18 protein-coding genes and 2 pseudogenes are annotated in these 18,959 nt (G+C 64.0%); 15 read left to right on the plus strand and 5 right to left on the minus strand.

What is annotated here, in order from left to right; translation table 11 throughout:
* Nucleotides 1-153: 153 nt before the first annotated feature.
* Nucleotides 154-762 carry a superoxide dismutase gene (locus BW990_RS14710; protein ID WP_076449033.1) on the minus strand — a complete coding sequence of 203 codons (609 nt, stop codon included), beginning with the start codon at nt 760-762 and terminating at the stop codon, nt 154-156.
* A gap of 244 nt (nt 763-1,006) precedes the next feature.
* Here BW990_RS14710 and ccmI point away from each other — a divergent pair, with 244 nt between their 5' ends.
* The 3 genes from ccmI to BW990_RS14725 are packed head-to-tail and all read left to right on the plus strand — an operon-like array spanning nt 1,007 to nt 3,002.
* Nucleotides 1,007-2,257, plus strand: coding sequence for a c-type cytochrome biogenesis protein CcmI (ccmI, locus tag BW990_RS14715; RefSeq protein ID WP_200798054.1), 1,251 nt, complete (start codon nt 1,007-1,009; stop codon nt 2,255-2,257).
* Entirely contained in the window at nt 2,254-2,733 is a 480-nt protein-coding gene (gene ruvX, locus BW990_RS14720) for a Holliday junction resolvase RuvX (protein WP_076449035.1), read from the plus strand. Before ccmI ends, ruvX begins: the two co-directional genes overlap by 4 nt.
* A gap of 11 nt (nt 2,734-2,744) precedes the next feature.
* Complete coding sequence (locus tag BW990_RS14725) at nt 2,745-3,002, plus strand: DUF1289 domain-containing protein (protein ID WP_076449241.1); 258 nt, start codon at nt 2,745-2,747, stop codon at nt 3,000-3,002.
* Nucleotides 3,003-3,042: 40 nt separating this feature from the next.
* Here BW990_RS14725 and BW990_RS14730 read toward each other — a convergent pair whose 3' ends face one another.
* Nucleotides 3,043-4,017, minus strand: coding sequence for a calcium-binding protein (locus tag BW990_RS14730; RefSeq protein ID WP_076449037.1), 975 nt, complete (start codon nt 4,015-4,017; stop codon nt 3,043-3,045).
* A 157-nt stretch (nt 4,018-4,174) separates the two neighbouring features.
* Nucleotides 4,175-5,188 (minus strand): tRNA dihydrouridine(20/20a) synthase DusA, encoded by a 1,014-nt coding sequence (gene dusA, locus BW990_RS14735; RefSeq protein ID WP_076449040.1) that lies wholly within the window; start codon nt 5,186-5,188, stop codon nt 4,175-4,177.
* Between the two features lie 526 nt (nt 5,189-5,714).
* Here dusA and BW990_RS21070 point away from each other — a divergent pair.
* The 12 genes and pseudogenes from BW990_RS21070 to tssC all read left to right on the plus strand — a co-directional run.
* Nucleotides 5,715-6,479 (plus strand): site-specific integrase, encoded by a 765-nt coding sequence (locus tag BW990_RS21070; protein WP_234990270.1) that lies wholly within the window; start codon nt 5,715-5,717, stop codon nt 6,477-6,479.
* Nucleotides 6,480-6,983: 504 nt separating this feature from the next.
* On the plus strand, nt 6,984-7,856 hold the full coding sequence (locus BW990_RS14745; RefSeq protein WP_076449042.1) for a M15 family metallopeptidase: 873 nt from the start codon (nt 6,984-6,986) through the stop codon (nt 7,854-7,856).
* Between the two features lie 67 nt (nt 7,857-7,923).
* Entirely contained in the window at nt 7,924-8,781 is an 858-nt protein-coding gene (locus BW990_RS14750) for a hypothetical protein (RefSeq protein WP_143526218.1), read from the plus strand.
* Nucleotides 8,782-9,092: 311 nt separating this feature from the next.
* On the plus strand, nt 9,093-9,692 hold the full coding sequence (locus BW990_RS14755) for an RNA polymerase sigma factor (RefSeq protein ID WP_076449064.1): 600 nt from the start codon (nt 9,093-9,095) through the stop codon (nt 9,690-9,692).
* Nucleotides 9,679-10,332 (plus strand): hypothetical protein, encoded by a 654-nt coding sequence (locus BW990_RS14760; protein ID WP_076449065.1) that lies wholly within the window; start codon nt 9,679-9,681, stop codon nt 10,330-10,332. Before BW990_RS14755 ends, BW990_RS14760 begins: the two co-directional genes overlap by 14 nt.
* Nucleotides 10,329-11,483: a S8 family serine peptidase gene (locus BW990_RS14765; protein ID WP_076449066.1), complete on the plus strand. Its 1,155-nt coding sequence runs from the start codon at nt 10,329-10,331 to the stop codon at nt 11,481-11,483. The genes BW990_RS14760 and BW990_RS14765 overlap by 4 nt, the downstream gene beginning before the upstream one ends.
* Entirely contained in the window at nt 11,480-12,439 is a 960-nt protein-coding gene (locus BW990_RS14770; RefSeq protein WP_076449067.1) for a peptidoglycan-binding domain-containing protein, read from the plus strand. The genes BW990_RS14765 and BW990_RS14770 overlap by 4 nt, the downstream gene beginning before the upstream one ends.
* A gap of 55 nt (nt 12,440-12,494) precedes the next feature.
* Entirely contained in the window at nt 12,495-13,376 is an 882-nt protein-coding gene (locus BW990_RS14775; protein WP_076449070.1) for a c-type heme family protein, read from the plus strand.
* Nucleotides 13,373-14,713, plus strand: coding sequence for a serine/threonine-protein kinase (locus tag BW990_RS14780; protein ID WP_076449073.1), 1,341 nt, complete (start codon nt 13,373-13,375; stop codon nt 14,711-14,713). Before BW990_RS14775 ends, BW990_RS14780 begins: the two co-directional genes overlap by 4 nt.
* Nucleotides 14,673-15,734 (plus strand): type VI secretion system protein TssA, encoded by a 1,062-nt coding sequence (gene tssA, locus BW990_RS14785; RefSeq protein ID WP_076449076.1) that lies wholly within the window; start codon nt 14,673-14,675, stop codon nt 15,732-15,734. Before BW990_RS14780 ends, tssA begins: the two co-directional genes overlap by 41 nt.
* Before the next feature lie 53 nt (nt 15,735-15,787).
* Nucleotides 15,788-16,306 carry a type VI secretion system contractile sheath small subunit gene (tssB, locus tag BW990_RS14790; RefSeq protein ID WP_076449079.1) on the plus strand — a complete coding sequence of 173 codons (519 nt, stop codon included), beginning with the start codon at nt 15,788-15,790 and terminating at the stop codon, nt 16,304-16,306.
* Nucleotides 16,299-17,114, plus strand: a pseudogene (gene tssC, locus BW990_RS14795) (type VI secretion system contractile sheath large subunit); the annotation flags it as partial. The gene tssB and the pseudogene tssC, both read left to right, overlap by 8 nt.
* A 208-nt stretch (nt 17,115-17,322) precedes the next feature.
* Here tssC and BW990_RS22305 read toward each other — a convergent pair.
* Together BW990_RS22305 and BW990_RS14805 are read right to left on the minus strand one after the other, a co-directional pair.
* Nucleotides 17,323-17,505, minus strand: a pseudogene (locus BW990_RS22305) (glutathione S-transferase family protein); the annotation flags it as partial.
* 59 nt (nt 17,506-17,564) lie between these two features.
* Nucleotides 17,565-18,941 carry an NAD-dependent succinate-semialdehyde dehydrogenase gene (locus tag BW990_RS14805; RefSeq protein WP_076449092.1) on the minus strand — a complete coding sequence of 459 codons (1,377 nt, stop codon included), beginning with the start codon at nt 18,939-18,941 and terminating at the stop codon, nt 17,565-17,567.
* Nucleotides 18,942-18,959: the final 18 nt, after the last annotated feature.

The following is an 18,959-nucleotide window of genomic DNA, read 5'->3' on the forward strand; positions in this document are numbered from 1 at the left end:
GCGTTGATTGCATGTGTCTCATAAACCAACGCGGCCCCCGGGCGGCAGTTCCGCCAAAGCTGCGCGGCAAGGCGACAAACGAAAGACGCCCCGGGCAGGACCCGAGGCGTTTTTCGTTTTCCTACAGCGTATTGCGAAAGTATCTTCAGGCGATCAGGCCTTCGAGAGACGCTCCGCCACGTTTTCCCAATTGACCAGGTTGTCAAGGAAATTGGTCAGGTAGGCGGGACGCTTGTTGCGGAAATCGATGTAGTAGGAATGCTCCCACACATCGACGCCCAGAAGCGCGGTCTGATCGAAGCAGAGCGGGTTCACGCCGTTCTCGGTCTTGGTGACCTTCAGGCCGCCATCCGTGTCCTTGACCAGCCACGCCCAGCCCGAGCCAAACTGGCCCGCGCCCGCTGCGGCGAAGTCTTCCTTGAACTTGTCGACCGAGCCGAAGCTCTCGGTGATGGCGCTTTCCAGCTCGGACGGCATCGCCACGTGATCGGGCGACATCATTTCCCAGAACTGGTTGTGGTTCCAGTATTGCGAGGCGTTGTTGAAGATGCCGCTCTGGGCGATCGCCTTGGGATCGTAGGTGCCCTTGATGATCTCTTCGACGGACTTGCCTTCCCACTCGGTGCCGGCAATCGCCTTGTTGCCGTTATCAACATAGGCCTTGTGGTGAATGTCGTGGTGGAACTCGAGCGTTTCCTGCGACATGCCCTTGGAGGCCAGTGCGTCGTGGGGATACGGAAGATCGGGAAGTTCGAAAGCCATGACAGTCCTCTCCTGTTTCAAAACTTGATATGTGACATAGCGCCGTTGGTGCGCCGACAAGGCCCCGCGGTCAAGTCGCCAGCGCGGAACCCTCGTGCCAAAACGTGGCGGATCGCCCGATGTTCCGCCCGATCCCCGGTCTCTGCCGCCGCCCATCGCCGCGTCGGCGCCGCACACGCGCTTTTGGCTTTTGATCGCGGTTTCGGGACGATATGTCGGCAACGGGACAACATTGGGAGCAGGCATGATCGCCTTCTGGATCGCAAGCGTCGCCATGACGCTACTGGTGGCCGCATTGATCGCGTTGGCCTTGATACGCCGCCAGCGCGCGGGCCGCGCCGACACGGCGTCCGATATCGGCGTCTATCGCGACCAGCTGCGCGAGGTGGACCGCGATCTCGAACGGGGCGTGATCGGCCCCGAGGAGGCCGAGCGGCTGCGCACGGAAGTCTCACGCAGGATCCTCGCCGCCGATGCCGCCGCGCAGCACAAACCCGACGGCGCGTCCCAGCCGCGGGGATTGTCGCTCGCCGTGGCCGTGCTGGTCGGGGCCTTCCTCATGGGCATGAGCCTCTATCTCTACGGCACGCTCGGTGCGCCCGGCTACGGCGATCTGGGCCTTGCGGACCGCATCGCCCAGGCCGAGGAGGCGCGTGCCAACCGCCCCGACCAGGCCAGCGCCGAGGCGCAGGTCCCCGCGACGGAGCCGACCGAGCCGCCTGCGCCGGAATATCTCGCACTCGTGGAGCGCCTGCGCGGCGCGGTGGCCGAACGGCAGGACGATCTGCAGGGCTTCCAGCTTCTGGCGCGCTCCGAGGCGGCGCTGGGCAATTACAAGGCCGCTTATCAGGCGCAGCAACGGATCATCGCGCTGAAGGGCGATGACGCCACCGCGAAGGATTACGTCGATCTTGCGGACATGATGATCCTCGCCGCCGGCGGCTATGTCTCGCCCGAGGCTGAGCGCGCGCTTCAGGCAGGCCTCGCCCGTGATCCCGAGAACGGCGTGGCCACCTATTACGCCGGCCTCAGCTTTGCGCAGACCGGGCGGCCCGACCGCGCCTTCCGGATCTGGGACGGGCTGTTGCGCCGGTCTTCGGCCGACGATCCGTGGGTCGCGCCCATCGCGAGCCAGATCGACGAGATGGCCTGGCGCGCCGGCATGCAGGACTACACGCCGCCCCTGCCCGACCCCGCTGTGCCCGCAGCCCCCCTGCCCGGCCCCAGCGCGGAGGACATGGACGCCGCCGGAGAGATGAGCGCCGAGGCCCGCCAGGAGATGATCGCGGGCATGGTTGCACGCCTCTCCGACCGCTTGTCGCGCCAAGGCGGGACGCCCGAGGAATGGGCGCGGCTCATCACCGCTTACGGCGTTCTGGGCGACGCCGACCAGGCGCGCGCGATTTGGAACAATGCGCAGGAGGTCTTCCTGGGCAATTCCGAAGCGCTCGAGGTGGTGCGCGAAGGTGCGCGCAGCGCCGGTGTCGCGGAATGATCCACGAGTCCCTCGAAGCGGCGGCGGAGGCGCTGCCGCCGATGCGGGCGCTGGCCGGGCTCGATCTGGGCGACAAGACCATCGGGGTCGCGGTGTCGGACCGGCTTCTGACCGTGGCCACCCCGCTCGAGACGATCAAGCGGCGCAAGTTCACCCTCGATGCCGAGGCACTGATCGCGATCCTGACCTCGCGCGAGATCGGCGGCGTGGTGCTCGGCCTGCCGCGCAACATGGATGGCAGCGAGGGCCCGCGCTGCCAGAAGACCCGCGCCTTCGCGCGCAATCTCGTGCGGCTCTGGGACGGACCGATCGCCTTCTGGGATGAACGCCTGTCCACCGTGGCCGCCGAACGCGCGCTTCTCGAAGCGGATACGTCGCGAAAAAGACGCGCCGAACTGATAGATCACGTCGCGGCGTCATACATCTTGCAGGGCGCACTCGACCGCATTAGGCATCTGCGTCAGGGACAGGGATAGGGATGTTCACCATGACCGACCGGCAGACGCCGTCAGAGAAGGTCTGGCGCCGCGACGAGATCGAAAGCCCCTGCGTGCAGACCTGCGTCGTTCATCCCGCCGAACGCATTTGTGTCGGCTGCCTGCGCACCATCGAGGAAATCACCGGCTGGTCCCGCATGAGCGCCGAGGAGCGCCGCGCGATCATGGCCGAACTGCCCGACCGCGCACCGCGTCTGAAAAAGCGCCGGGGTGGCCGCGAAGCCCGGATCGCGACCGACCAGACCTGACGCCATAGCCGTCGGGATCGCCGTCCCGGACCACGGCCGCTCAGGCCGCCGTCGCGGGCACCGCATCCTCCGCGATGGTCACCACATTCGCCAGCGAAAAGCCCTTCACGGCCCCGTCCACGATCCGCGCGATGGTGACCGCCTCCGCGCCCTCGCCCAGCGTCAGAAGCGCATCGTCGCCGTCTTCCGCCACGCTCAGGTCCAGAGCGTCATCCTCGGGGCCGAGGAACAGCTCGAGCAGGTCTTCCTCCGCGCCCTCGGTGGCGAAATCGGTGATCGTCGCGGTGTTTTCCGGCACCGGTTCCCCGGCACCGCGATCGATCGAGATGATGAAGGTATCGCTGTCTGCGCCGCCGGTCAGCTGATCCGTGCCCGGCCCGCCATCGAGCACGTCCGCACCCGCGCCGCCCTCGAGCGTATCGTTGCCCTCAAGGCCCAGAACCGTGTCGTTGCCGTCATTGCCACGCACCACGTCGTCATTGGCCCCGCCTTCGACGATGTCGTCGCCGTCGCCGCCGCGCAGGTCATCCTCGCCGAGGCCGCCTTGCAGCGTGTCATCGCCGTTCTCGCCCCTGATGCTGTCATTGCCGTCATTGCCCTTGATGGAATCGGCACCATCGCCCCCGTCGAGAAGGTCATCGCCGGTCCCGCCCAGCAGGCTGTCGTCGTTGATCCCGCCGTCGAGCAGGTCGTCATCCGGTCCGCCCTCGAGCAGGTCGCGACCGCCCTCGCCCAGCAGCGTGTCGTTGCCGTCGCCGCCCGAAAGGGCATCGTTGCCGGAACTGCCCTCGATGAAGTCGTTCCCGCCGAGCCCGCGGACGAAGTCGTCGCCGGAACTGGCGTCGAAGCGGTCGTCGCCCTCCGTCAGGTCGAGATCATCGTCGACGCCCGTTGAAAGCGGCGGCTCGCCGACCTCTCCGGACGTGTCTGTGGTGGTGTCGTCGTCATCGTCGTCATCGCGAAAGACGAGCGTCGAGATGAGCACAAAAGGCAAAGCGCTGAGCAGCCACAACATGAAACCATCCCCCCCGGTAAAACACTGCAATCGCACCATGATCCGCGCGAACCGGCAGAATGGGAAGCTTTATTTCCGATTGTCGCCGTGCCGGAAACAAATGCATGGGCGCGCCCGAATTGCGCCACAATTCGGCCATCATTTATGGGGGCGATGGTCAGGCGGGCACGCACGCCCAGGCGGCGTCCCGCGCGAGGTGCATCTCCTCCAGCGCGCGCAGCACCAGCGCGCCGTCGGCGCCGGGCCGGGTGGCGTTTTCCGACAGGACCCGCCGCCATGTGCGTGCCCCGGGCCGCCCGGCAAAGAGCCCCAGCATGTGCCGCATGACCTGATGGAGCTTGCCGCCCGCCGCGATATGCGCCTCGATATAGGGCAGCATCGCCCGCGCCGCGTCCTCGGGCGCGATGGGCTCCACGTCCTGTCCGAAGATGCGCCGGTCCGCCTCGGCGAGGATATCCCAGGGCCGGTGATAGGCCGCCCGCCCGATCATGACCCCGTCGAGACCCGCCGCAAGGAAGCGCTCCGCCGCCTCCAGCGTCTCGATCCCGCCATTGATCGACAGGTGCAGGTCGGAAAACGCCGTCTTCATCCGCGCCACGAGGTCGTAATCGAGCGGCGGAATATCCCGGTTCTCCTTCGGGCTGAGGCCCTGCAGCCAGGCCTTGCGGGCATGCACGATGACCCGTTCGCAGCCCGCATAGCGGATCCGGGCCAGGAAATCCGGCAGCACCGTCTCGGGGTCCTGATCGTCCACGCCGATGCGGCATTTCACCGTGACGGGCACCGACACCGCATCCCGCATGGCCCGCACGGCCCGCGCGACCGTGTCGGGCGCGGTCATCAGAACCGCGCCGAACGTGCCCGATTGCACGCGATCCGACGGGCAGCCGCAATTGAGATTGATCTCGTCATACCCCGCCTCTTCCCCGAGCCGCGCCGCCTCGGCCAGCTCCGCAGCATCGCTGCCACCGAGTTGCAGCGCCACCGGATGCTCACGCGGGTCATGGTCCAGGAGATGCAGCGCGCCCCCCCGCACCAACGCCGGCGCGGTGACCATCTCGGTATAGAGCAACGTCTCCTTAGAGAGCACCCGGTGGAACACCCGGCAATGCCGGTCGGTCCAGTCCATCATAGGGGCCGTGGATAATCTAGCGTGTTGTTTTATATGCATTTTTTATGTATCTTCAAACTGTTGGCGGCGGATGCTGCTACGCTGGAATACGCCCCGATATCCCCAAATTTGCCCCTCTACGACGACTCATTGCACACACAGCGCACACGAAAATGGCCTCCATAACCAAGCTCCCCTCCGGTGCCTGACCCGCGTCCAGATCAGACGAAAGGGCCGCTTTTCTGCGCGAGACGTTCCTCCGCCGCGACGACGCCCATCGTTGGGCCCGCCAGGCGGAGACCCGGGTCGATCAGGGGCTGGCGCCGAACAAGTCGTCCGTTTCCCGCCTCCAGACCTTTGACGACCTCATCGACCTTCATATAGCCGATATGTGCGAGGTAGGGAAACCGCCGCGTCGCGAGCCAAGGCCGCCACGCTCACGACGCTCAAGCGCGATCTCGGCAAAGAGAGGGTCAGGCACCTCGATCGGTAGAAGCTGATCGACGTCGGCAAGATGCGCGCGGAGTTAGGTGAGGCGCGGCATGTAAATCGGTCCAGTGGACCGATTTGAGAGCCGAACGGCCCGGTGACGCTCGGGATCGACATCGGCGTGATCGAGATGATCATCACCCACGCCGCAGCCGTGCACGGGCTCGACATCTCTCCGGAGCCCGTCGATCTGGCGCGTGTCGCGCTCAAGCGTCTCGGGCTGATCGGCAAGGGCACGAAGCGGGAACGTCGCCCCACCAGCGATGAGTTGAACCGCCTCTTCCGTTGCTTCTATTACAACGATCGCCTGACCCTGCCGATGACGCGGATAGTCAAGTTCGCGGTGGCCACGGCCGTGCGGCTCGACGAGATCTGCCGCGTCAAATGGACCGATCTCGACGTGGACCGACGGATGCTCATGATCCGCGACCGCAAGGATCCTCGCAACAAGACCGGCAACGACCAGCGGATCCCCCTTTTCGCTGCCAACGGGTTCGACGCCTGGGCGCTGGTCACTGAACAGGCCAAGTATCTGGATCTCACCAACGGGCGGATCTTTCCCTATAACTCGAAATCGGTCGGTACAGCCTTCCGGCGCGCCTGCGTCGAGGTCGGCGTGAAGGACCTGCATTTCCACGACTTGCGCCATGAAGGCACAAGCCGCCTGTTCGAGGCCGGGTTCGCGATCGAACAGGTCTCGCTGGTCACCGGCCACAAGGATTGGAAGATGCGTCGCCGCACGCCGGCCCCGGTTTCGCGACGGCTCGTAGCCGAAAAATCCGGCGAAAACTTCTGTAGAACCCGTCCCGGACATGGCATGCGGGCCGCGTGCCAGATTGGTGGCAAGCGACGGCGCTCATGACACATGGTTGTCAACCTGCCCGCCGCTCCCCTCGCCTGTCAAGTGCGTTCCTTGACACCCGGGTCAAGCAAACGGGCCCAGACCCGAAGACGACTTACGGGAAGTGCAGGCGCAGACGCCCATCCGTCAGGCGATGAAACCTTTTAGCCGCAAGGTCATGAACATCTGTGTCCCGACACCCTTTGCTTTTTCACCCCTGTCTTTCTGCTTCTGGCGCAGGTCTTCCAGGGCCATCGCTTTTATCTCCCCGCGTAATCAGGAGCCTTTAGGGCCCGAGGGTCATCCCTTCATGCGGGCTACAGGTTGTAAGTGACGCCAAACCGCGCGTGGGTTCACGCCGCGCGCAAGTCGCGTGCGGGGCGCAACTACCTTTGGCGGACCTCATGCAAGCAACAGGGTGCGCCTTCGAGCCATCCGTAGAGAGGAACGCGCAACGGGGTCCAAACCCTGCTTCGATCTGACGGCACTCACGTGCAACACGGACCGATTTGAAAGGGGTTTGAGATGGCGCAGCGTCTCGGCATGATCGCTCTGGGGTTACTTGCCGCTGCGGTGGTGTTGATCGCACCGGTGATCTGGCAGGTGATGCGCGGGGACCAAACGGCTCTGCCGGGAAGCTCCGTGGGCGCGCAAGTGCCCGTTGCGGACGCTTTGCAGGCAGAGATCGCAGCCCTCCGGCGCGAAGTCGAAACGCTGCGCGAGCGGGTCGACGGGCTCGATGCGCGTACGGCCATCGGGCTCTCCAGCGCAACTGCGCCGGGTCTGGGCGGCGCAATCGCTCCCGCGCAAGCTGCCATCGCCGCGCGGGTTCCCTTGGCCGACAGTCTCAAGGACGACTTTGCGCAGGTGGTGCTGATCGCCGGTCGTCGGAACGCCAATGACGGGCTCACGGTGGCCTCGCCTCGCTTTCTGCGGGACACCTTTGGCCTGCCTGGCGCGCAGCTTGGCGATGAGTGCGGTGCCTTGACCAACCCACGCCTGCGCAATCTCATCGCCACCGAAGACGTCGGCCCGATCCGCGCGCGCCTCTTGGCGCCGGCGCTGGCCTCCCTGCGCGCGGTCTTTGCCGAGATCGAGGCCTTCGAGCCCGAGCTTTACGCGCGGATCGCTTCCTCCGGCTCGCTCTGTGTGCGGCTCATCCGTGGCTCGGCAAGTGCGGCTTCCGCCCACGCCTACGGGCTCGCGGTCGACCTCAACATCGATGGCGAATTGGACGGCTTCGCCGATGGGCGAACGCAGTTGGGTCTGATCCTGCTGGCTGAGTTTTTCAACAAGGCAGGCTGGATCTGGGGTGCGGGCTTCAGCCGCGAAGACAGCATGCACTTCGAAGTCAGCCGCGAGAAGATCGAGGAATGGCGCAGCCTGGGGCTTCTTTAGAGCGCGCATGAACCTTGTCGCGCAGCCGCGCCACTCAAGAAAACGGCATCAAATACGGAGACCCCCGATGACCAACCTCAACGGACAATGGCAAGCTGAGTGGAAACGGCGCTTGGCCTATTTCAACAAGGAAGTCGGCAATGCAGAAAAGAAGGTGAAAGAGAAAAATCTGCGCCAGAGAGTATTTGCCAAATTCCACAAGGCCAAGAAACCCGCCGAGACGGAGTTGTCCCAGCTTTTCGGCAAAATGGATGAAGCCTACAGGATCGCCCAAGATGCGCCGGCAGATCAGGCCAAAACCGCCTTCGACAATTTCGAGAAGCTGATCAAGCTCGTCGGCAAGAAAGCCAGTACCAAAGTGGCTCAGCTTTTCGTGACGCTCACCGACAAGGCGGTGGAGGCCGACATGGGCCGGGCGGAACTGGAGCAGAAGAAGAAGGACATCACCAATCTCAGCAGGATCCTGCAGAACGACGTGGACACTCTGATAACCAATGCGCATGCGAGTCTCGTCCGGATGCGCAAATCGCGCAACGCCCGCGGCGAAAAGGACATGGCATCCGCAGTGCGTTCCCTCGGCGACCCCAAGGTCCTGAAAACTGCGCTTCTGTCCAACTTCAAGAAAGGCCTCGCCTGGCACGGAAAGGCCAACCGCAAACCGGATGTCGAGTTCTTCAACAAGGGCATCAATCAGGTCTGCCGCGACGTGAACGCCTGCATCGTGAACCTTGAGTTGATCTATACCGGCAATGCGGAAAGACGGCTCTTTCAAGCGGCGAAGCAATTCACCGGGCTGTACGGAAACCGCGACAAGAAGCTTGATCCGAAACGGGGTCACGACTTCGAGACGGTGATCGAGGAACTGGCGGACCTCAAGAAGGTGCTGATGGATCTGGGTCGCTGGGGCCAGACCATTCGCACATGATTCCCCGATTTCTCTCGAAACTTACCAGGCGGCCCTCTCAAGGGCCGTCTTGCGTTCGTCGAGTGCCCAGAAAGTGTGCGCCTCGACGCCGAAACCCTGCCGTATCGGATGGATTTTTTCCGGATCGCTCGCTTTCAGTGGGAATTCAAACGCTCTTTCACACGTTAGCGCCAACAGCCTTTCCCTAGGGTCAACGCACAAACGGGGCTTCCGCATTCGGGACAGACACGCTCCGAAAATTTGTTTGCAGGGGTCGTGAACCTTTCGGCGCAGCCGGGGGACCAAAGACTACGAAAGAGGAAATCGAAGCCATGCGTTTGCTTAAATCCATCACGACACGGGGCAAGGCTCCGGCCGCATTGACGGATGACGCGTTGATCGCAGCCGTTGCCGGCGGGGATGTGACTGCGTTCGAACACATTCACAAGAAGTACTTTCCCAAGCTGATGCATTTCGCCCGCCGCATCACCGGCAGTGCAGAAGCCGCAGAAGAGGTGGCCAACGATGTGCTGATGACGGTCTGGCGGACAGCGGACCGCTTCGAGGGGCGCTCCAAGCCCTCGACCTGGATATTCGGCATCGCCTACCGCGTTGCGATGAAACAGCGCACGAAACTGCAGCGCCGCAGTGGTGATGTGGAACTCGACGAAGGCATGGTCGCCGGGCAGGACGATACGGCAGAAACCGTCATACGCGGTACCGACCTGAAAAACGCGCTTGAACAACTCAAGCCGGAGCTTCGCGCGGTGGTCGAGCTGACCTACTATAACGGCTACCTCTACACCGAGATCGCGGAAATCCTCGACTGCCCGGTGGGCACCGTGCAGACGCGGATGATGACGGCCCGCAGACGCTTGCGCGACATCCTCGCCGACGAAGAAACGATAGGCACAGAAAATGAAGTTGCATGATGATATCCGATCCGATCCGCCGAACGAGCGTGACAAGGCCTGGGAACTGATCCCCTGGTACGTCAACGGCACCTTGTCCGAGGACGAGGTGCGTCTGGTTGAAGCGCACGCGATGGACAGCGATGCCTTTGCGGAAGAGATCGCTCGGCAATCTGCTCTCGCAGAAGGTGTCGCCAAGACGGACCCTTTTGAGGTGCCCCTGGAGCGCAGCTGGGAGACCCTGCGCGCGCAGGTGGAGGCCGATGTTGCCGCCCGAACCCCGGCCAAGCAAGGTCTGAGCGGTTGGCGCGCAGCGTTTCGGGGGCGCGGTCTGGTGGCCGCCGGCAGCTTGATCGCGGCCTCAATCGTCTTGGTTTTGGCGTTTCAGTTTGACGCCCCGCCCGGAGGCAGCGACTTCGTGACCCTGACCAGTTCGAACGGCGTCGACGTGCCCGTGGTGCGGTTCCAGACCGCCGAAACAATGGAAATCGACGCGCTGCAAGATCTTCTGGCGCCCTTGGGCGTGGTCAGCGTCGAAGGTCCCTCGCAATCCGGCGTCTACTCGGCAGTGCTGTCCGAGGATGCGGATGTCGAGGCCATCGCGGCCCTGATCCGGGAGCGCGCTGAGATCCTCTTTGCTGCGCCGGACACATCCCGATGATACGGCGTCTGATCAGCCTGTTTTGCCTCGGCCTATGCCTGACTGTCGCACGCCCGATTGCGGCACAGGAGTGGCGTCTGGTGGACGCGAACACGATCGCGGACGGCAGCTTTCTGATCCTCACGATCGAACGGGACGACCCGGAGGCGCTGGCTGCATTGGCCGCGAACCTTCAAGCTGAATTCGGCGTTCCGCTCACCGCTGAGTGGCCTCTCAACGCCATTCAGGTCCATTGCTTCGTCTTCGATGCCCGGCAAAGTTCGGATATCGACGTTCTGATCGCGGCAATGGCAGCCGACGACCGTATTCGCACAGTTCAGAGGGTTCGTGACTTCAACACGTCCGAGGTGCGCCATTCCGACCCGCTCTTTCCGCTGCAATGGGCTCTGGAGCGCCTGAATGTGCTGGTCGCGCATCAAGTTTCGATGGGGGAAGGTGTGCGCGTGGGCATCGTCGACAGCGCCATTGACCGCACACACCCCGACTTGACCGAACGTGTCTCGGACGCGCGCGACTTCGTGGCCCGAATGCCCGTCGCTCTTGCAGAGGATCATGGGACTGCGATCGCGGGCATTATTGGGGCCACGGCCACGAATGACGGTATTGTGGGGGTCGCGCCAGCCGCAGAGCTGGTGGGGCTGCGCGCCTGCTGGCAGCAAAGCGACGGCGGTGGCCTGTGCAATTCGTTCTCCCTCGCGCGGGCCATCAACTTTGCCATACTGAACGATATCGATGTCTTGAACCTGTCGCTTGGCGGCCCTGACGACCCGCTTCTGACCGAATTGATCGAGGCCGCTCTGGCGAAGGGAATCGTTGTCATCGCCGCCTCCGGCGAAGAATCGGACCTTGTGTATCCCGCCGCCCTCGACGGTGTGATCGCTGCGGGAGCCACGGCGCACAGCGTCCCGGCACCCATGGTCGACGTGCTCAGTACCGCCCCCGGACCGGACCACCGCTACGTCTCGGGCTCTTCGGTGGCAACCGCACATGTGTCCGGCGTGGTGGCCCTGATGCTTGCGCTGGAGCCGGGCCTCACACCACAGGCCATCTCGGAGCGGTTGAATAATGCCGTGCGCGGCGAAGACATCACCTCCGCGATGCTGGATGCGTGCCAGGCCATCGTCGGCTCCGCGGAGACCTGCGCGCCATGACCTGGAGAACGCCTCTCGCCGCTCTGGCCCTGACGTGCCTGACCGCGGGGCCCGCTCTCGCGGATCTGCGCATCGTTTCGATGGTGGTCACGGCCGAAAGCAACGATCCTGACGCAGACGCTGTGGTGCGCAGTCTCGACAGGCTCGACGCTGAAATCCTGCGGGTGGTTGCCTCCACCGATGCGGAGCTGCGCGCGATCATGCGCCGCTTCGCCCGCGAGGCGTCCGAAGCCGATGCGGCCATCGTCTTTCTGGATCTGCCAACAGTGGAGTTTGACGGCCGCGCCTTCGTACTGCCTGAGGGCGCCGTGCTCGCGCGGGCCACGGATCTCTTCACCGAAGGCGTGCCGGTGCGGGCCTTCGCGCGGTTGACAGCGCTTGCGGCGCAGGGCGGCGCGGTCATCGTCTCCGCCGGTGTCGCCGGGGACGACCTGCCAGCAGGGATCACCCGCGCCATATCAGCGCCGGCGCCGGTGCCCGGCACCAGCGAAATCCTGCTTGGCCCTTCCGAAAACATCTCGGGATTTCTGGGCGCTTTCGACACGGCAACCTCCCGTGCCCTGCGCGTGGATCTGGCCAGCGTGCTCGCGGCCGCAGCAGAGCATGACCCGGCCACGCTGTCAGCACGTCCCGCCCAGCCTATCGTCCTGAAAACCCCGATCATCGTCGGCCCGCCGCACGGTGCAGCACCCGAGCCCGTAGCTGCCGCGCCCGAGCCCGTGGATGAACCTGCCACCGAAGAGGAACTGGCGTTTCTCGAAAAGTCGCTTTCACCGGCGGTGAAACGCGATCTGCAGCGTGCCCTGCGCGGCCTCGGCCACTATTCGGGGCTCATCGACGGGATCATCGGCGCCCAGAGCCGTCTGGCGATCACCGGCTTTCAGGCCGACCGCGACGATGAGACCACGGGCTTTTTGACACCCCGCCAATTGCGAGAACTCTTGTCTCGGGGATGAACCTTCCTGCGCTTTGCCGGGACTTACCCGGTGAGAGACAGAAGGATCGCATTTCATGGGATTACGCTTCAAGTACAACGCTGTTCTGATCGCAGCGAGCCTTCTTGGCGTCCTATTTGCCGCCGGGCTAAGCTATACGCTGGTCCAGGAAACGGCGCTGCGGGACGTGGAACGCGAAGCGCAGCTGATGCGCACCAACGCCAATGCCGTGCGCAACTACACGCTCGAACATATCGAGCCGCTTTTGTCGGATGATGGCGACATCCTGTTTCAGCCCGAAGCCGTCACCTCCTTTGCCGCACGCACCGTATTTGAGGCAGTGACGGAAGACTTTCCGAAATACACCTACAAGGAAGCCGCTCTCAATCCGACCAACCCGGACGACCTGCCGACACCGCAGGAAGCCCGGATGATCGAGCAGTTTCGCGCAGACCCGGATCTTCAAAGACTGACCGCTGAGGTCGCCTCCGAGGAAGGCCCGGTGCTGGCCATGGCCTTTCCGATTACGATCAAGAACCCTGGCTGCCTGAACTGTCATGCCACGCCCGACATTGCGCCGCCGGCCATGGTCGACCTCTATGGCACCGTGAATGGTTTCGGATGGCAGATGAATGAAACCGTGGGCGCGCAGATCATCACCGTGCCGCTCAAGGTGATTGCCGAACGCGCAGAGGACACGGCAGTGATGGTCGCGGGCGTTCTTGCGGCATCTTTCCTGCTGGTACTCATCGTCACAAACATGCTGCTCACCCGGATTGTCATTCGCCCCGTCACTTATCTGACGGAAATGGCCGAGCGGGTCAGCCTGGGCGATTTCTCCGTGGCCGAATACGCGCGCGTTTCGAAAGACGAAATCGGATCGCTCGCCGGTTCCTTCAACCGCATGCGCCGCAGCCTCGACCGGGCCCTGCGCATGCTGGAGGACGACCCGCAATGACCGATCAGACACAGATCGCGCCCCAAAGGCCGCTCAGGATCGGCAAGTATCAGATCCGCAGGCAGCTGGGCGCAGGTGCCATGGGGGTGGTCTACGAGGCCCATGACGCCGACATCGACCGCATCGTGGCGATCAAGACCATCCACCGCCACCTGATCGACACCGACAGCGGCGCGGACTGGCTGGCGCGCTTCTCGCGCGAAGCCCGCGCGGCGGGCCGGGTTCTGCATCCCAACCTTGTGACGATCTTCGACTACCTCGAACAGGACGGCCAACCCTTCCTCGTGATGGAGCGGTTGCAGGCTCACACGCTCGAGGACCGGTTGGCCCAGCCCGACGCCCTCACGCTTGGCGACGTTGGCACGATGTTCGCACAGATCCTCGACGGCCTGAGTGCGATCCATGCCGAAGGCATCATCCACGGCGACATGAAGCCCGCCAAAGTGATGCTGACAGAAAACGGCACCGTAAAGCTCACGGATTTCGGAATCGCGCGCTTTTCCCAGGCCGACCGGACCAGCGCCGGCATGATCGGCACGTCCTCCTTCATGGCGCCCGAGCAATTCTCCGGCGAAGAGGTCGATGACAGGGCCGATATCTATGCAACAGGCGTGGTGCTCTACAAGGTGCACACCGGCCGCCTGCCCTACGAGGGCGGCGGGATAGAGGCGGTGATGCGCGCCTCAAAGGGAGAGACTGTAGACCCCCCGTCCGCGCTGGTGCCCGGCCTGCCGCGGGCGCTCGATGCAGTGGTGATGACGGCGATCTCACCTGAGTTGACCCGCCGCCATGCCAGCGCGGCGCAAATGCGAAAGGCTCTTGCCGCGGCGCTTGAGATGGGCAACCCCGGCCAGACCACGATTGCCGCGGCCAAACCGACCGGCCCCGCACCGCAAACGATGATCGGATGGCTCTCGAACGAGACGATGCGCGGGCTGGAAGAAAGCCTCGTGGGGCGGATCGGACCCATTGGCAAGATCGTTGCGCGACGCGCGGCTCAAACGGCGGTGGATCAGAGCGATCTCATGGAGCAGATCCTGGCCGAAGTTGCAGAAGGCCCCGAACGCGAACACCTTCGCCAGGCCATGGCAAGATACCTCTCTGCCGACCGGAGCGCGGGCTCGGTGACCCAAGTGCACATCGCGGCAACCACCGACGCGCTGCTACCGCATCTGGGGCCCATTGCCCGACCGCTTGTCCGGCGCGAGGCGGCAGCCTCGGCATCCCTGACCCAGCTTCTCGATCGCCTTGCCGATCTGAACAACGAACCGGATGCCCATACCCGCTTTCTGGCCGATGCACGGGCAAACATTCCGAACGGATCCGAACATTCTTGACCCCAACACTCTTCTCGATCCCATCAGCGAGGACGCTCCCTGCGGCGAGGATCTCGAATACGACACGGATTTCGTGGCCCTCGAGATGGCCGCGAAACCCACCGAAGAGCGCGTCATAGGCGACAGCCTGATCCCCGCCGCCGACCCGGATTTCGAAGACGTGGCACGGCAGGCCGAGCGTCTTCTGGCCCGGACCCACGATCTGCGCGTGGCCGTGACGCTGGCCAATGCCGAACTGAGGACCTCGGGGCTTGCAGGGCTTGCCCGCGCGCTTGGCTTCATCGAAGGCGCGCTCGCGCAGTATTGGGAGAGCGTTCATCCACGGCTCGACGAGGATGACGGCGATCCGACGATGCGGGTCAATGCCGTCCTCGCACTGGCAGCACGAGACGGCGTTCTGGCCTCCCTGCGCCGCGCGCCCCTGATCGAAAGCCGCGCCTTCGGCCGGATCTCGTTGCGCGATCTGGAATACGCAAGCGGCGATGCGGTGCCTCCCGAAGGCCTTGACCGCATTCCCGACAGCCAGACCGTTCATGCGGCGTTTCAGGACGCGGGCGCCGAGGCCTTAGACGAAACGCTCGGCGCGCTTGCAGCCGCGACGGCTTCCCTGAAGGCGATTTCGGCGACGTTTGACACGCATCTCGGGGCAGAAGGCCCGGACCTCGAGGCCCTGGCGAGGATGCTCGGTGACATCCGCAGAAGGCTTGCTCCCTACGGAGCAGCGGAAGCCCGAGAGGATATCCCCGCTCAGCAGGGTGCCGCACACGCACCCGCGGCTCTCCCGGCAGCAGGCGGCGCGATCACCACCCCGCAGGACGTCAAGGCCGCGCTTGACCGGATCATGGCCTATTACGCGCGCTTTGAGCCTTCGAGCCCCCTGCCCATTCTTCTTGCCCGCGCCAAGCGCCTCGTCTCGGCCGATTTCGTCACGATCATGAAGGATATGGCGCCCGAAGGCGTTCAGAACGTCGCTTTGATCGGCGGATTTGAACCCGATGAGGGGGAAGAGGGCACTTACTGACAGAACGGCGCCCTCCGCGGGCGATGCCAGCCTGATGAGGAAAGGAACGGACCATGGCAAGCAGCCAGAAATTCATCGCCTGCAACCGCGCCCCGAGGGTCCAGATCGAATACGATGTGGAGCTTTACGGCGCTGACAAGACGATCCAGCTGCCCTTCGTGATGGGCGTGATGTCGGACCTCTCGGGCAAGTCCGAAACGCCCCTGCCCGCCGTGGCCGACCGCAAGTTCCTCGAAATTGACGTGGACAATTTCGACGACCGGATGAAGGCGATCCAGCCGCGCGCGGCCTTCACGGTGCCCAATACGCTTACGGGCGACGGCAATCTCGCGGTCGACATGACCTTCGAGAGCATGGACGATTTCTCGCCCGCCGCCGTCGCCGAAAAGGTCGAACCGCTGAAAAAACTGCTCGAGGCGCGAACCCAACTGCAGAACCTCAGCACTTACATGGACGGAAAGACCGGTGCCGAAGACTTGATGGCAAAGATCATCAACGACCCTTCCCTGCTGAAAGCTCTGGCTCAGGCTCCCGCCGCGACGTCCGAAGATGAGGAAAAAGCCAATGACTGAAGCGACCCAGATCAGCGCAGACGCGCAGACCGGCACGATTTTCGCCTCGACGGATTTCGCCGATCTGCTGCATAGGGAATTCCGCCCGAAATCGGCGCAGGCGAAAACGGCCGTGGAAGAGGCCGTGAAAACGCTCGCCGAGCAGGTCTTGCAGAACGAGGCGCTTGTCTCGGATGACGCCCTGCGCTCGATCGAGGCGATCGTGGCCGAGATCGATGCCAAGCTCACCGAGCAGATCAACCACGTGCTCCACCACCCCGAATACCAGCAACTCGAAAGCGCCTGGCGCGGGCTGCATTTCCTCGTGAACAATACCGAAACGGACGAGATGCTGAAAATCCGCTTCATGGATGTCTCGAAAAAAGATCTGTCCAAGACGCTGCGCAAATTCAAAGGCACGGCCTGGGATCAATCACCGGTTTTCAAGAAGATCTACGAAGAGGAATTTGGCCAGTTCGGCGGCGAGCCTTATGCCTGCCTCGTGGGCGACTATCATTTCGATCACAGCCCCAAGGACGTCGAGCTTCTGGGCGAGATGTCGAAGATCGCAGCGGCAGCCCACGCGCCCTTCCTGACCGGCGCCGATCCGACCCTGTTTCAGATGGACGGCTGGGACGAGCTGGCCAATCCGCGTGACCTGACCAAGATCTTCCAGACCCCGGAATATGCCGCCTGGCGCGCGCTTCGGGAAAGCGAGGATGCGCGCTACCTGGGCCTTGCCATGCCGCGGTTCCTCGGCCGCCACCCTTACGGTGCCAAGACCGATCCGGTCGAGCAGTTCGCCCTCGAGGAAGACACCGAAGGCGCCGACACGACCCATCGTCCGACGGCGCGCTGCCCGTCATGGCGGGCAGCAAGACACCCATCGCCGCGGCCGCAAAGGCGCTTTCGACATAGTCAAAAAGCTCCTCATGCTGCCAGAACTCCCGCGTCCCGGTGTCCGGCCGGTGGGTCGTGTCGGCGAATTTGTCGACGAGATAGCGCAGGATCGTGGCGGATTCCGCGAGGACGAGCTTGCCGTCCTCGACGACCGGGGACTTGCCGAGCTCGTGCACTTCGGCAAGCGCCGGGGGCGCGCGAAACGCATCGGTGCGCGGATATTCGATCAGGTTGTAGCCTTGACCGAGATCCTCCATCAGCCAGACGACGCGCACCGCGCGGGAATACTGAAGGCAGTGAATGTCGATCATCGGGTGCATCCCTGAAAAGAAGTGTTGCCGTCGAGGCGGGCGTGGTGACCGCTATAGGTCGGCCCGCTCTAGGCGCGATAGATCGCCTTGACGTTGACGAATTCCTTCATGCCGAACCCGCCATGCTCGCGCCCGAAGCCGGAATCCTTCACGCCGCCGAAGGGCATGTTGGGATCCGCCGCGCCGAAGCTGTTGATCCGCACCATGCCGGTGTCGAAATGGTCGCGCGCCAGGCGCACGGCTCGCTCCTCGTCGCCGCAGAAGATGCCGCCGCCCAGCCCGTAGCGGCTGTCATTGGCGATGCGCATCGCGTCCTCGTCGTCCTTCGCGCGGATCACCGCGGCGACCGGGCCGAAGATCTCGTCGTCATAGGCGGGCATGCCCGGCTTGCAATCGGCAAGGACGGTGGCGGGATAGAAATATCCTTTCCCGTCGGGCGGGGTGCCGCCGCAGAGGATCGTTGCGCCGTTCGCGACGCTTTCGCTGACCTGCTTCGAGACGGTCTCGAACTGCTCCTTGCTGGCCAGCGGGCCGAGCTCGGTGTCGTCGTCGGTGGGATCGCCCATCCGGATCGCCTGCATCTGCTCGACGAAGTCCGACATGAAGGCGTCGTAGACCTTGTCGGTCACCACGAAGCGCTTGGCCGACACGCAGGTCTCGCCGTTGTTGAAGAGGCGGCCCGTGACGCAGGTCTTCACCGCCAGCGCGACATCCGCGTCCTCGAGGACGAGGTAGGCATCGTTCGACCCCAGCTCCAGCACTGATTTCTTGAGGTTCTTCGCGGCCTGCGCGCCGATATGGCTGCCAGCCCCGTCGCTGCCGGTCATCGTGACGCCGCGGACGAGCGGGTGTTCGATGATCCTGTCGGAGGTGTCGTGATCGACGATCACGACCTGGAACAGATCCTCTGGCAAGCCCGCCTTGACGCAGATCTCGCGAAGCAACAGCCCGCTTCCGGTGCAGATGCCCGCGTGTTTCAGGACGACCCCGTTGCCGGCCATCAGGTTCGCGGCAAGGACGCGGACCGGCTGGTAGACCGGGAAATTCCACGGCTGGATGCTGTAGACCACGCCGATAGGACAATACGCGACGATCCCGGACTTCTCGCCGCCGGAATGGGTGCGCTCTTCGTCGGCCAGCAGCTCGGGCCCATGCTCGGCGGTGTAGTCGAAGATCGCCGCGCATAGTTCGACCTCCCGCGCTCCGTCGCGCAGAAGCTTGCCGGTCTCCCGTGTCATCAGCCGGGCAAGCTTGTCGGAATTCTCGCGTAGCGAAGCCGCGACGTCGCGCAGTACCGGGGCGCGCTCCGCATGGGACATCCGGCGCCAGTCCTCGAAGGCGCGGTGGCATGCCTCGACGCGCCCGACCGCCTCGTCCTCGCTCATGAGATCATAGGTGACGATGAGGTCTTCCGTGGTCGGGTCGATTGTCTGGATGCCGGACATGAAGCGCTTCCTGTTGTT

Source organism: Roseivivax lentus (assembly GCF_900156805.1).
GTDB classification, from domain to species: domain Bacteria; phylum Pseudomonadota; class Alphaproteobacteria; order Rhodobacterales; family Rhodobacteraceae; genus Roseivivax; species Roseivivax lentus.